This window comes from Paenibacillus sp. JQZ6Y-1, from assembly GCF_040719145.1.
Lineage (GTDB): Bacteria > Bacillota > Bacilli > Paenibacillales > Paenibacillaceae > Saccharibacillus > Saccharibacillus kandeliae.
On the sequence record NZ_JBFDUZ010000001.1, the window covers coordinates 342041 to 356064 of the forward strand.

General features: G+C 45.6%; 16 protein-coding genes. 11 read left to right on the top strand and 5 right to left on the bottom strand.

Features of this window, described 5'->3' with window-relative positions:
* Positions 1–41: 41 nt before the first annotated feature.
* Positions 42–698, bottom strand: coding sequence for an AIM24 family protein (locus ABXR35_RS01375; RefSeq protein ID WP_367061072.1), 657 nt, complete (start codon positions 696–698; stop codon positions 42–44).
* Between the two features lie 202 nt (positions 699–900).
* A complete protein-coding gene (locus ABXR35_RS01380) occupies positions 901–1305 on the bottom strand; it encodes a hypothetical protein (RefSeq protein ID WP_367054412.1) in 405 nt (134 codons plus the stop codon).
* Positions 1306–1793: 488 nt separating this feature from the next.
* Here ABXR35_RS01380 and ABXR35_RS01385 point away from each other — a divergent pair, with 488 nt between their 5' ends.
* Together ABXR35_RS01385 and ABXR35_RS01390 are read left to right on the top strand one after the other, a co-directional pair.
* On the top strand, positions 1794–1958 hold the full coding sequence (locus ABXR35_RS01385) for a hypothetical protein (RefSeq protein ID WP_367054415.1): 165 nt from the start codon (positions 1794–1796) through the stop codon (positions 1956–1958).
* Positions 1959–2367: 409 nt separating this feature from the next.
* Positions 2368–3204 (top strand): EcsC family protein, encoded by an 837-nt coding sequence (locus ABXR35_RS01390; protein WP_367054418.1) that lies wholly within the window; start codon positions 2368–2370, stop codon positions 3202–3204.
* Positions 3205–3543: 339 nt separating this feature from the next.
* On the opposite strand, the gene ABXR35_RS01395 is transcribed toward ABXR35_RS01390, so the two are convergent.
* The gene (locus tag ABXR35_RS01395; protein ID WP_367054420.1) at positions 3544–4080 is read right to left on the bottom strand and encodes a hypothetical protein; all 537 of its coding nucleotides are present in this window, start codon (positions 4078–4080) and stop codon (positions 3544–3546) included.
* Positions 4081–4309: 229 nt separating this feature from the next.
* On the opposite strand from ABXR35_RS01395, the gene ABXR35_RS01400 reads away from it, so the two are divergent.
* Positions 4310–5026 carry a metal-dependent hydrolase gene (locus ABXR35_RS01400; RefSeq protein WP_367054422.1) on the top strand — a complete coding sequence of 239 codons (717 nt, stop codon included), beginning with the start codon at positions 4310–4312 and terminating at the stop codon, positions 5024–5026.
* 192 nt (positions 5027–5218) lie between these two features.
* On the opposite strand, the gene ABXR35_RS01405 is transcribed toward ABXR35_RS01400, so the two are convergent.
* A complete protein-coding gene (locus tag ABXR35_RS01405; RefSeq protein ID WP_367054425.1) occupies positions 5219–5632 on the bottom strand; it encodes an ImmA/IrrE family metallo-endopeptidase in 414 nt (137 codons plus the stop codon).
* Between the two features lie 99 nt (positions 5633–5731).
* Positions 5732–6169: a helix-turn-helix domain-containing protein gene (locus tag ABXR35_RS01410; RefSeq protein WP_367054427.1), complete on the bottom strand. Its 438-nt coding sequence runs from the start codon at positions 6167–6169 to the stop codon at positions 5732–5734.
* 437 nt (positions 6170–6606) lie between these two features.
* On the opposite strand from ABXR35_RS01410, the gene ABXR35_RS01415 reads away from it, so the two are divergent.
* The 8 genes from ABXR35_RS01415 (at position 6607) to ABXR35_RS01450 (ending at position 14019) form a co-directional block, all read left to right on the top strand.
* The gene (locus ABXR35_RS01415; RefSeq protein ID WP_367054430.1) at positions 6607–7059 is read left to right on the top strand and encodes an ArpU family phage packaging/lysis transcriptional regulator; all 453 of its coding nucleotides are present in this window, start codon (positions 6607–6609) and stop codon (positions 7057–7059) included.
* A 301-nt stretch (positions 7060–7360) separates the two neighbouring features.
* Positions 7361–7843 (top strand): hypothetical protein, encoded by a 483-nt coding sequence (locus ABXR35_RS01420; RefSeq protein WP_367054432.1) that lies wholly within the window; start codon positions 7361–7363, stop codon positions 7841–7843.
* A 356-nt stretch (positions 7844–8199) separates the two neighbouring features.
* Positions 8200–9069: a hypothetical protein gene (locus ABXR35_RS01425; RefSeq protein WP_367054435.1), complete on the top strand. Its 870-nt coding sequence runs from the start codon at positions 8200–8202 to the stop codon at positions 9067–9069.
* Between the two features lie 45 nt (positions 9070–9114).
* Positions 9115–9465, top strand: coding sequence for a YqzN/YkzM domain-containing protein (locus tag ABXR35_RS01430; RefSeq protein ID WP_367054438.1), 351 nt, complete (start codon positions 9115–9117; stop codon positions 9463–9465).
* Between the two features lies 1 nt (position 9466).
* A complete protein-coding gene (locus tag ABXR35_RS01435) occupies positions 9467–10924 on the top strand; it encodes a phage tail sheath subtilisin-like domain-containing protein (protein WP_367054440.1) in 1458 nt (485 codons plus the stop codon).
* A 61-nt stretch (positions 10925–10985) separates the two neighbouring features.
* Positions 10986–11393: a phage tail tube protein gene (locus ABXR35_RS01440; RefSeq protein ID WP_367054442.1), complete on the top strand. Its 408-nt coding sequence runs from the start codon at positions 10986–10988 to the stop codon at positions 11391–11393.
* Between the two features lie 257 nt (positions 11394–11650).
* On the top strand, positions 11651–12085 hold the full coding sequence (locus ABXR35_RS01445) for a phage tail assembly chaperone (RefSeq protein WP_367054445.1): 435 nt from the start codon (positions 11651–11653) through the stop codon (positions 12083–12085).
* A gap of 170 nt (positions 12086–12255) precedes the next feature.
* On the top strand, positions 12256–14019 hold the full coding sequence (locus ABXR35_RS01450) for a hypothetical protein (protein ID WP_367054447.1): 1764 nt from the start codon (positions 12256–12258) through the stop codon (positions 14017–14019).
* Positions 14020–14024: the final 5 nt, after the last annotated feature.

Below are 14024 nucleotides of genomic sequence, written 5' to 3' on the forward strand. Positions count from 1 at the left end.
GGTAGGCATAAGCAGGAGGTAGGTGGTTCACGAAACATCTGTTATTTTATAAAAATACCACCAAACGGAATGACTTCGCGTAAAATCCGCTTGAACAGGCTGTTATCCTCCAAATGCTCTGCTAGCTCGCCATTATCGTGTCCTGTTTGGAGCAGTACGGAGCCTTGCCCAGTGATTGCCCACTGGTAGTGCATATGCTGGCTGGCAAGATGGTTGCCGTATACACTCAGCTTGAGCGTGGCATTTTCTGGATACGCAAGCAGGCTGCGGGCGTCCACATAAATTGGCTGCGTGTGATGGAGCTTCATTTCAATGACGGCACCACGAGTTAACAGACCAATCTCACCTTCACCGCCGAATTTGACCTTGATCACGTCGCGGGTGATCAGAATGTTTTTCAGCTTGAGTAGTCGGGTCTGCATGGTGATGTTGGACGTATAATAGAACAAATGGCGAAAATCATACAGTAGATCGCTGCCGGCATCAATTTGAATTGGAATCAGACTGAAGCCGGGTGGCAAGGAGGTCACAAAACGACACGGTCCAGTAAAGTCGGCGCGAATCAGATTGCGCTTGCGATACATGCCTTTGACATCCATTAGTCGGTCGCTGCGTCCGGCAGAAGGACCATCATAAGCGATAATCTGACTTGGATGCAGCATATGAAGCTTCTCGGCGTCCGTCAAATGAACGATCATCGCCTGTCCGCCATGCGGAAGGGTTGAGGATTGCTGCCATTCCAGTTGCAATGAGATGCCCTCCTTTATATGAAGTGTAGTGGAATATAGTAGAGAATTCATGACGATGATCTGAAGGATACATAAGATTTCCATTAAGAAAAGAATACCATGGCGTTTGTATAGAACAAAATGCCCTGCACGGCAAATAGCCGCCGTATGCTTAACGGCGGCGTAGTCCGAAACGAACAAGCCGAGTAAAGACGAACCAGAGCAGCACCAGACCAATCGCGGAGAAGAGCAAGATTTTCCAAAAGCGGGCGCTGGCTGCACGTTCCGCTTCCGCCTGCTGAAGCTGTTTGACGGTCTGGGAGAGCAATTCGTTTTGTTCAGCCAGACGCACATTCTCGTCACGGTAGTTTTGTATATTTTGCTGGGCTTGATCCAGTTGGTTTTTGGCTTGATCGTAGTTTTGTTTGAGTTCATTCACTTCTTGTGGTAGCTCGGTAAAGCTCTGAATGCCTTGCCACCAGCTACTAGCTTGTGCAGTCTGCTGTGAAGCAACCAGACTAGAGCCAAGCAACAGTACACTGAAACTGGCGGACAATAGCAAGGATTTCCATTTCATAAACGATTCATGTCCTCCTTCTATTGGCAGAAGTAACGTCATTATATACGTAAAAGATGAAAAAAAGATGCTACATTTCTAACGGTTTTGTTAAAAATGACGATAATATATATTGACATTATCCAAAATGTGGAGTAAAGTATGCTAAATCTTCCATGCACGTCTCTTTTATGTCATAAGATGTGACACCGGTTGCTGGCGAATCCGGTTGTTATCGCTTTATGCACATAATAGATGGCACAATAGCTGGCAACTTTCTGCCCAAATGTTTAGTTTTTGGATAGGCGGGGTATAAAAGATGTGTCCCGCTGATTTGGCGAGCAACAGGTTTCACCCAACAGACCTGAATGCCAATTGCAGTTATGATGTATATTAAACCTCCTGAACCTCAGGATAAACGATAGCAAAGCATGGGCTTTGCATATAAACGTAAGACACTAACAAAAACACAAAAACGAAATTTTTAACGATACTAGGAGTGAACACACATGCATGAAACAAACTTTGATCCCAACTTCAAAAAAGTAATGATTACTGTAAACGGCGAGCCAGTAGGTAATGGTCTGGTCATCGACCGCATCACCTACGCACCGGTACGCGAACACGAACTGGCTAACGAAGCCGCACAAAAGCCTACAGCACCGATGCTGTAAAGGCTAGCATCACTATCCACAAGCCTGCACAAGTAGGCTGGCAAGTCATACATGCGATTCTTGATTGAGAATAGCTCAAGTAGCGGATCGCAGCATATGCAAATCAACAAAGTCGCACACCGCTACGGTGTTGCGGCTTTCTTTGTTTGGATCATGAACATATGGTTTGGCTGGCGAACATAGAGGATGCGATGCGTAGCACTACAATACGCGTCGTTATTGTGGTGATCAGGATGATCGTTAGTATCGTTTCAAAGCCTATTCAACACACATATTGTAGGCGAATAGAATGACAAAGATCAGCACAAGATGGCAAGCAGATGTTTTAACTATAGCGCTTCGGTATAATAGACAGTAGAGCATCAATGAGCAGATCATGTTACATAGACAGAGCCGGAGGGATGAGAACATGGAGATACAAGAAACCCGTAAACAACTGGAACAGGAATTGGCACAGGTAAACAAATGGGAAAAGGAACAAGGCGGTACATCGATCCTAGATAAAATCGGTCGCATTCCATTCGCGCTGCTAGATCGGCTGACACCGAAGTTCATCCGTGACAAGCTGGGTATCGCGATTAACGAGATTGGACGTTTTATTCAAAATGGTGGCTCCTATCTGATCTCTCCCAAAGGCATTATGCAAAAGCTGGCGACGCTCAGCGGGCAAAAGGATGTTGTGCTCAAGCCAAAGGATGTCGCTCAACTGCCACTTGAAGTGATGAATAAGGCAGCGCTTGATCTTTCTCGTAGCCGTTCCAATCTGGCAGCGCTAGAAGGAGCAGCATCTGGTATCGGCGGTATTTTCACCATTGCAGCGGATATTCCAGCGATGATTGGGATCTCGCTCAAAGTGCTACAGGAAATCTCGCTATGCTACGGCTACTATCCAGATGATCCGCAGGAGCGGTTGTTTATTCTGAAATGTCTGCAATTCGCTTCTTCCGATGTAGTCGGCAAAGAGGCGGTATTGAAGGAGCTTGCTGATTTTGAAAAGGCGGATACTGGCAAACAGGTCTTTTCGCAAATTCAGGGCTGGCGTGAAGTGGTCAATTCCTATCGTGATAATTTTGGCTGGCGCAAGCTGTTTCAGGCAGTGCCCATTGCTGGTATTCTGTTTGGCTCCTTTGTGAATAAAAACTCGCTGGATAGCGTAGCGGAAGCTGGACGAATGTTGTATCGTAAACGCCGTATTTTAGAGCGGTTGAACGAATTGGATCAGTCGGTAACTACGAAGGAAGCCTAATACTATACAATACAAGCCGATATTTGCGCATTCGTGCAAGAATATCGGCTTGTTTATTTCCAAATGGCGAACATATGTGCTATAATAAACGGAGCATCCAGATGGCAATGGTGATGTTGCCATTTGGCGATAGTTCCGAAGTGGTCGCGCATGACGGAGACAAGAGCTAGACACATCGAGCGAATACGATGGAGACGTATAAATAGAAGCGAGATGGAACGGTAGGAATGTAGGTCAGATCAAGCGCTTATGCACCCCTAAGTCTCTATGATCTAAGGTTTGAAAAGAAGCTCTTTGTTGCAGACCGTCCCCCTGCTAACAGAAAGCAGATACCAAAGATTATTGCGAAGCTCTGGCGATCTTGCCAGAGGGTGTCAAAGCACCGACCTGCATAGCCAGAATCGTGTAATCTGGATAGCGTGAATGATGCTCGGCAAAGACGATCTCGATCCCTTTGTTATGGCGGGTATTGCACCAGATTTGACGCAGCTTGCCTTGTTCACGCACACTGGAAGATAGGCTATAGCTATCACGGTCGCTGGTGAAGGATTGTAATGTATCCAGAAAGGCATTCCAGCTGACCTGCCGCTTGAAGCGGTCGGATGTCTGGGAGTAGACGGTTTCATAATTTCCTTGCATGATGTTATCGGGCAATTGCTCCGGTGGAAGCGGATATTGTTCTTTATATACCGGTGTTACTTGATGATATGGAGATAGGATAACGGGCTGTTGATCCGATTGCTGCTGTCCGCCTAGTGGGTGGGCAAGTGTAAGCTGCACATTGTTAGATGTATCTACAGTGCTGCAACCAGCTAGCAGAACAAGAGCCAGTATACCGCCTGATGCCATCCAATACCATTTCCGCGGTTGCTTCATGATAAGACGCTCCTTATCGCCCGAATAGGTATGACGGGCAGTAGTAGATCAGACGTGTTGCCAATCGTCGTGTTGTATCTTAACCATACTACAGATGAGTAAGTAATATGTACTTATATCCAAAATTTAACACTAGCTTTAACATATTGAAACATTCCATTTACACATAAGCGTGTGATTGCGGCTGTGAGCAACAGCAAGTGTTTTTTGAAAGGAAGTTGTATGCACCATGATGGGCAAATCCCATTTTATTATTAGTACAGGATTGACTGTATCGATCATGACTATGGCAGGAGTTCCTGTCACATCTGCTGCTGTAGTTGCTGCCGCTGTTAGTTCATTATTACCTGATATCGACGAGCCCAATTCACTTCTAGTGTCCAAGACGCTGTCTGAGCCGATTTTGCGTGTATTGCAGACGATTATGCTTGGAGCAGTGGTATGGATTTTGTGGAAAGGCTTGCTAGGGATGCCGTGGGATATTGGGATTGCGGTTGCGGTCGTATTTGTTGCCTTTTTGCCGCTGCGTTCACTGCGCAAGTTTGTGATGTTCCTGATCGGTGTCGGTATTATTTTGTATGGGCATGAGATTGCACCGTGGAACTATATGGGCGGCAGTCTGCTGATCATTTGTACCTTTTTGCCACATCGTGGATTGACTCATACGATTTATGGTACGGCGGCATGGACAGCGCTACTGTATGGCACAACGGCGCATACCGGCAATAGCATCTGGATTGCTGGCGGCATTTCGTATTTCCTGCATTTGTTAGCGGATTCGTTAACTAATCGTGGCGTCAAGCTACTGCCGCCGTTAAAATGGCGATTACGTTTTAATCTGATGAGTACGGGTACACGCAAAGGCTCGGCGGTAGAAAATGTTTGTATTTTGCTGACGATCATTATTGCGGGACTTGTTTTTCTGCCCAAGCTAACCGGTGGCTGACTTCTTTATACCAATAGCAATCAAGAGATACAGCAAGAGATACAGCAAGAGATATAGCAAAATATAATAGCAAAGATACAACCTCAAAGGATACCAAATACCCTGCCATGACTGCATCCTCCTCCATTATTGGAGATAAAGGACAGAACAGAAATGGCAGGGCTTTGTACATAGAATGGAACATATGTTCGATCAAGGATCAAAAAAATATAGCATTTCATGAGGAATGCCAGTACGCATGGCGAAAGCTTCCAATGTTTCGCCGTTGCGTTGTTCACGTCCGGTTGTTAGCAGGGTGATGGCAAAGGAGTTGGCTTGACGCTCCATCTTGCCTGGCCAGAAGTACGAATGCTCTTCCAGAAAAAAGCGGCTGAGTCCTTTATGCAAGCGGTCGTGACCCAGCTCATGGGCGCAGACAAACCGTTGCCATTGTGGAGACAGCCCGTGATTGATGACAATAAAGCGCCGTTTTAATTTTGTATAGTACAGACCTTTGGTTGATTTGCCAAGATCCATGTAGCGAATATGTATGCCGAGCGCTTCAGCAATTTCAAAAGGGCAATTGGTTTGGTATTGATGCACCAGCCGGGCTGCGATATCATCCATCGGTATGATTCACCTCGATATAAGCGTTTGGTTTGGAGCGCCGTGACTTGCCGATGACGCAAGCAATGGGGCGCGATGGCGCGTGTAGGAAGAACCGACTTACGATGGGCGCCTGTCATCACCTGCGACAGGTTTACGTTTGTTCATATGCTTCGCTTCCCAGAACAATCCGGTTAATACATCCTTGATCCGCTGTTTGTCTTCATCGTCCAGCGGAACGCCATCAAACATCAATTCACCATCTTCCTCTAGCATTTTTTTGAAATCACGCTTGTCTCTGGAACTTGCCCAATCTGGAATCTGCGCGCTTTCTTCTGGGTGCAGATAACCAGCATGGTTCATCATTTCTGCATACGGTACATGCAGCGCTTGCGATAGCTTTTCAATCGTTTGCGGCTTAGGGACACCGCGTTTGCCATTTTCGATGCGCGAGATTTGCGACGTACTAATCCCAGCAATATCGGCAAGCTGATTGATGCTCCAGCTTTTTTGTTCGCGTATTTGCTTTAAATAAGTTCCAAATGAAGGATTATTCACTGACAAAACACCCTTTCTCCAGACACGATAAAAAGAAAGGCAATCTACCGATGCATATTGCCGGTTTGCGAATACGTATCACATGATATCTTACACTGTTACTATAACCCATTATTGCCATTAGGTAAACAATGGAAATCCACTCTTTGCCAAAAGGCACAAATGAAGGAGCAATAAGTAGATAAATGAAGATTTACCCTTAAAAAACACCAAATTTGGCAGTTTACGATTACAGTCTATTCATGCTATCTTAAAGACACGAAATACGAACAAAATACGAACACTAACAAAAAATTGGTATTTTATTGCGTTAAAGAGTACGAAAAGCGGTTATAGTTATATCATCATTGCCAAAAGGCAAAGATTGAATAGAGTGAATTTGAATGGAATCGATTGCGTCTCACATCTTCATCATTATATTAAAGGAGTGTTGTACAATGAACCCTATGATTTCCCTGCCCCAATTGGATCGTCGCCAGACTCGTAATGCCGTCGAAGCGGTATTTGAAAAATATCGGATTTACAAAACGATTACCTTTGAAATTCGCGAAACCTCCATGACCGCCTCTTACGAAGCGAGAATGCATGGACCGACGAATGTGACTGGTGATCCGACGGCTGGCGCTGCCATTTATAATGTAGACACACCAGCTGCGCGGCGCGCGTATTGTGAACGGGTGGAAGCGATTGTGGAGCGGTTAAGTGAGCGAGAGCAGTTGTTGATTCGGGAACGTTACCTCAAGCAGGATGATGTATTCGACTATAAAGTATACAGTCATCTGTTTGATCCGCCGATCAGCAAAGACACCTACGTCAAAATCCGCAGCCGCGCCTTTTACAAGCTGGCATTGGCGCTAGCGGATAGCGGGATGATCCGGTTGCCGATGTAAGACTACGGCTAGCAGCGTAATGTCATTGCTTGTATGCGGTGGAAGAAGATGAAGAATTGGAAGTTTGCCGAAGTGGAAAGACTGTCCTATGATGGGACAGTCTTTTTGTTTGTATTGATTCGGTGATAGGATATACAGGTTATGTACAAGTAAGGAAACGGACGGATACATGCAGGTACATATTATTTTAGCGGAAAAGATAGCATATATTCTGATTTTATGTTATTTTATGGTAAAAATATGAACGGGATTACATACATGTATACAATCTAAATTCATTATAGATAGGGGTTTCAGTTCTGTGAAAAGCGAATTACCTGCCGCAGCCACGACGGCGAAGCGGCTCCGGTCTTCACCTTATAGCCACCGGGCATGGCTATTTGACAGCACCATCGCAGCGCTACTCGTGAGTCTATTAGGTGCGCTCTATTTAAGCTTTGCTTTGCAGCAAACGACACGAGCGCTGCCGGATCGTTTGCAGGAGCATGTGGTGCTGTTTTTGTTTTTCTTTCTTCCATTATTGGTGTATACACTTGTGATTCTCGCACCGCTAAATCGGGGGTTACGGACGCTAGTACGCAAAGTGCCGTTACAGTTTCTTCTATTTAATATGGTGGCGCTGCCGTTCACATGGTTGGTCATTCAGATTCTACCAATGCCAGCAGTGGTGAACTCGCCGATGATGTTATGGTTTATTCCGGTGTTTGCGTTGATCTCGTATTTGTATTCCGGTTTGTTTTTGAGTCAGGCGTCGGTGGTGTATGGTGAGGCACCGATGGAATAAATAGAACGTTGGATGTTCTATATAATGAAGCAAAACACCCGTCATTTGGCGGGTGTTTTTTAGTGGAAAGCCTGATACAGCAAGGCTTCGCAGGGATTATCGCAAAACAGCGCTCTACATCCGCTGTAAAACAACCGATAACCGTCCTTTTTCCGTCTATAACACCGTCTCCATTAGGAGAAATCCAGTGTAAGATTGTATTATCGGAAATGAAGAAAAAGAGCACAAACGACCGAAAGCACATACGCTAATGTACAGGACTGGCAAACGAAGCCAGTCCTTTTTGATGCGGTCCGATCGGCTCTTTTCTTCCTCTCCGTTGTTGATGTAGTAGCTAGTTATGTTGGACAAAGGAGGTGAGTATCATCCCTAAGATCAGGGCAACCCTCAAAGCCAAACTGGCTGAGCTGATTCCCGCATGGTCCGGTAAAGTACTGGACATCCAGTTACCGGATATTGGACTAAGCGGAGCCAGTGCAGTCATTACGTTTGCTGAGGAAGTGCAGAAGTCATCATGGGCGGGGTATCGGCGGATTGTAAAAATTTGGCCGTACGCTTTGCCCGGTTCGGGTGGCATGGAGCAAGTGGAAGCCTGGTGTGAGACGTTGATCCAGAAGCTGCATAATACGCGGTTGGTGGATGACGCAGGCGAAGCTTTTACATGTGTGTATCTCGGTGCAGCCGACAGTGATACAGCGGAACTGCTGGGCGGTTTAGTTACACGCCCCATTCGTTTTGGCATTTATGTACCGGAACCGGAATCGACTGTTGAACCCGACGCCGACAAAGATCCGTGGCTGGTGGCGCTGAATGAATGGACCGCTCAGCAGTTGGGAGAAGGCTGGACAATCTACAACGACGCTTGGCCTTCCGGTTATGTGGAGCGCTCGGTATTATGGCGGCTGACCAGCATCAGCACTACAGCACCGGGTACCACCGCTTTTGAACTGCGCAAGCAGTGGATGGGGCATATCTATGGTCACAGTGAGCAGGAGAACAAGCGTATTGCTGCCGAACTCGTGGAGCGCTTGAATGCACAAGTGAAAATTGTGTTGGATCGCGCAAAACGCCGTTATTTGACGGTGGGCGAAGCATCTGCCGATGTACAGGCAGATGCTTTTTTGAATGGGCAAATTCGCTTAACCTTACTACGCCGTGCGCAGCGTGATCTGCCGGATGCACCATTGGTACGCGAAGTACACAACAAACCGGTGCTGGACGGCTAGAGTCTCTAGTATTGCAAGTAAGTAACAGAATCGAGGTGGATAGCATTGGCAGTCAGTGAAAAGGGCGGTACAACAAAAGCCCGTAAACGCAGCAATACAAAAAAAGCAGACACCCAAACGGGATCTGCTGGTGCACAACATACATCGCTGAAACCGAGCGGTAAAGAAGCAACAGCATCACAAACGGAGTCGTCCTCCATGCAGCATCCAAGCCATTCGGTTTCTACAGGCGAAGCTCGCTATCCGCTGGATGAACTGATCCAGCATGCGAACTCTCTATTTGGCGTGAAGCCGGAAGTGATGTATGGCGTATTCCATGCAGCATCCGGTCAGACATTTACAATCGATGAAGTAAACCAACAAATCCAACAATTTATGAAAGCGAAGGTGGAGTAATATGGCAGGCGGAACTTGGGAAAGTACGAATCGACCGGTATTACCGGGTTTATATATGAATTTTCAGGCGGCAGCAGCATCTGCCATTCAAGGTGGCGACCGCGGTACAGTCGTTGTCCTTCTGAAAGGCAACTGGGGTCCAGAACAGCAGTTTGTAGAGATTGGCAGCGAAACGGCAATCAACTCGATCTTCTCTGGCGACAATGACAACGGCGCAACTGCCTACAGTTCGCTGTACTTGGCACTGCTGGGTGGTCCGAAAAAGCTACTCGCTTACCGTCTGGCTGACGATACAGCCAAAACATCTAACGTAACGCTGAAAGCAGAAGATGTAGCTGTTCTGAAACTGGATGCCAAATATACCGGTACGCGTGGTAACGGCTTTACAGCAACGGTACAACCGAGCATTACCGACAGTACGAAAAAAGAACTGCGTCTGTACGAAGGTACAAAATTGCTGCGCTCGTATGTATCCACCGCAGGTACAGCAGCTGATTTTGCAGCTCAAATCAATGCAGATGAAGACAACGTCTATGTGGTTGCATCTGTGGTTGGCAATGGTGGTGTTCCGTCCGACGTGGCAACCGCTGCATTTAGTGGCGGTGCAAGCGGCAATGCCGGTTTGGTAAATGCTGACTATATCGCCGCACAGGAAGCACTGGAAGGCGAAAACTTTGACGTGCTGGCACTAGATTTTGCAGCTGATTCCGCATTGCTGCAAAGTTTCTCTGCTTGGGTGAAACGCGTACGTAGCGAAGGCAAGCTGATCTCTATGGTAGTCGGCGGCAGCGCAGCAGACGATGTGTCTGCCAAAGCAGCAACGACTGCGGCAACACGCTCGCTGGCACTGAACTACGAAGGCATCGTCAATGTTGGTACAGGCGTACGTATCGGTACAACCGATTACAGCTCTGCCCAAACGAGTGCCTATGTAGCTGGTCTGATCGCTGGTCAACGTCTGAACGAATCGACAACGTATCATGTTGCTCCATTTGACGATGTGACTCGTCGTTGGACCCGCTCCGAGCAAGAACAAGCTGTGAAAAATGGTGTATTCATTTTCTTCAATGATGGTCGTCAGGTGAAAGCTCTGCGCGGCGTGAACAGTCTCGTTATTCCGGGTGCAGGTCAGAACAACGCATGGAAAAAAATCCGTTCGATCCGTGTGATGGATGCAATCAATAGCGATCTGCAGCAAGCGGCGGAAGATGCGTACATCGGTAAAGTGAACAACACCGAGGAAGGTCGTCTGGCGCTGATCGGTGCAATGAAGGAATATCTGACACAGCTGGCACAAAGCAGCGTGATTGAAGCATCTGGCTTCGATGTAATTCTGGACCCGGCATACTATGGCGAATCGCCAGTGCTGAAGCCGGAAGCAGATCAAGTATTCCTGCAATGGAATGTGAAGCTGACCGATGTGATGGAGCAGCTGTTCGGCACCTTTTACGTGCAGTAATTGATATAGGTAATGCAAGTCTATTCCCATCAAAACAAACATTCCTGAGGAGGAACAAACTATGTTGGACGCTTCAAGAGTAATTCTCGGTACCCATGGACAACTACACATCGACGGTGTGTGGCAAACGCATATTAACAAACTGGAGGCTAGCGTGGAGATTGAAAAACGTGAGCTGAATCTGGTTGGTAACGACTGGAAAGTGCATAAAAATGGCATTAAAAAAGGTACTGGCACAATGACCGGTTACAAAGTAACTTCCGATATGATTCAACGCGGCTTCCAAAAATTCGATATCATCTCCAAGCTGGATGATCCTGAATCCTATGGACATGAACGCGTACGCCTGATTCGCTGCATGGCTGACAAAATTCAACTAGCGAACTGGACCGCTGGTGAGGAAGTACCGGAAGAAACGACGTTTACGTTTGAAGGATATGAACTGCTCGATCCGATCGTTGCGAACTGAATGTAGTAGAATAATAGCGTAATTGTAGCGCAGTATGAAAATATGGAATGCGGTAAATTCGAGAATGATGGATTTACCGCATTTTTCATTTGTTATATCTATTGAATAATTATGTCTGTTGTACGGTTACGTTTGCTTCTAAGTAACGCACGGTCTGTTGGCTAAGGCGTAGTAAGAACTGTTAACTATCATTTACCATGATTGTAAGTAATAAGTATGGAACAAAATCTATTTTAATTTTCAGGAGGCATTTACCTATGAGTTTGAATGAGAATCTGTCGGAAGAACAAATCTTGGATAGTCTGTTTGAAGCTGCGGACAAGCTGCCCGAGGAAACGGTACGTATTCAGCGTCTGGATCTGCTGATGACATTGCGTGGTCTGACATCAAGCAAGGTGGATAGCATTCGCGAACGCTGCACAGTGCGGAAGACAGTGAAGGGTCGCACGGAGGAGAAAGTGGATACAGAAACGTTTAATGCACTGCTGATCTCGGAAGCGACTGCTCAACTGGAGGTCAAAGGTCTGGCACTGAACGGCTGGGGCGATCCACGAATTACAAGCCGATTGAAACTGTCCGGCGGCGAACAAGCAGTACGTCGTATGTTGCTGGCAGGCGAACTGGATGCTGTCGGCGACAAAGTGCTCGAACTGTCCGGTTTTGGCGTGGAGCTTGAAGACTTAAAAAACTAATCCACACCGGCGGAATTACGACGATGATGTACCACATGTGGGCACGCCATCATCTCCGACCGGGCGACTTCTGGAATTTGCCGAGAGGTGAACGCATGATGCTGATCGCATTTTCACAGGAGGAAATGACTTTGAAATAGTACCCTAATTGTCGAAAGAGAGGTGAAAATATGGCAGATAGTATCAATAATAATCAATTAAAATCAACGATGAAATATTTTGATCAAATTCAACGAGCTTCTGAACGATTTGGAAGAACGAGATATCAAAATATACTCAAATTGAATAATGAATTGAAATTTACTGTTCGTTATATCGATAATATTTATCGTTCAGCAAATCGTTTAGCAGGACTTCGACTTTCTCCTCAGATCAAGATTAATGATCAAGCTTCTAAAGAAATAAATAACTTATCTAAAAAACTAATTACTTTAAGAAGCGAAATGATTAGTGTTTTTGGGAAATCAAGTATTACTATTAAACAAAACAGTGAATCTTCGCAACAAAAAGCGCCTAGTTTTGAAGGTCTTATTGCTGCTTTACAAAGTAATACAAAAGCTTTGAAAAGTTATGCTAATGCAGTTCTACTAAGTAATGCTAATAATAAAAAAGATTCAGAGAAAAAAGAAGAGCCAAAAACATTTAAAGATAAAGCTAAAGATTTTTTTGATCATGTTAAAAGTACTGGTGAGGGCGGCAAAAATTTAGTCGGCACTTTTACTAAGTTTAAAGAAATTAAAGATTTAGCAAAAGGTAAAAATTTAGATGAAAGTAATACTAGTAATAGTGATCAAAATCCATCAGGAGATAATAATGACGAAGACTCTTCAAGTGAAGAGTCGAGATTACAACGTGGAAGACGTCAGCGACGTGAGCGTCGAGAAAGAAGAGTCAAAATTGCATCTGGCGTAGGGGAGTTAATAGAAAGTTTTGGTGGAGCAGGATCAGGCTTAATTGATGGAGTTAGCGGTTTGATGGACGATTTTGGAAGTGTTAAAGATTGGATGACCGGAAGTGGAAGTGGCTCGAGTGCAGCTTCAAGTTCTGCTGCATCTACAGTAGCAAGAGCTGGTGTAGAAGGAGTAGAGGAAGCAGGTGAGGGTGCTTTAAAAGGATTTTTAAAAGGTGGAGCCAAAAAATTATTGGGACCATTAAGCTATGGCTTGGATGCTGCTAATATTGTTCAAGCTACGGATGGAAGGGAAAGATCAGAAGCTATAGGTTCTATGGCAGGTAGTGCAATTGGAACTGGAATAGGCGGAGCTATTGGGACTGCAATTCTTCCTGGTATTGGAACTGCTGCTGGTTCTTATGTGGGAGGAATGGTAGGTGATGTTGTTGGTAGTAAAATAGGTGGCTGGGTGTCAGACAACAAAGAAGTAATTAGTCAAAAGATTTCGAGTTTTACTAGTGGAATTGCAGACTTCTTTACGATTGGAAAAAAAGAAATTGAATCTACTCCTAAAATTACTCCAGTGACTATTCCTAAACAAGCAAGTGCTCCAATTACTTCTCCCATGATGACGTCGCCTCTTAATAATGCACTGCCTAATTCTACAATCCCATTCAACCCTGCTGCAGTAACTATTAGCGCAGCCGGCGAACCAACCAGTATGAGGACAACAAAATTGCAAGAAAATGCTACTTCCAAATCAAAAGGGACTGCTCTCAATGGAGATACTGTTCAAATTAGCGAAGCGCAAATGGGAACTATATCTGGAATGTTAAAAGATTTCAAAGCGCAAGTGACAAATGCGGTATCTGTCAATATTCCAGCCGGTGCTGTACAGGTAACCGTTCAGGAGAACGAGATCGACTATGATGCCTTGGTTCTGCAAATTGGTCAGCGCGTAGTCAACGAACTTCGTAAATCAATGCAAAATCGCAAATCCGACTCACCGGGCAATACTTCAGCCAAACCCATTATGGCGTAAGCACA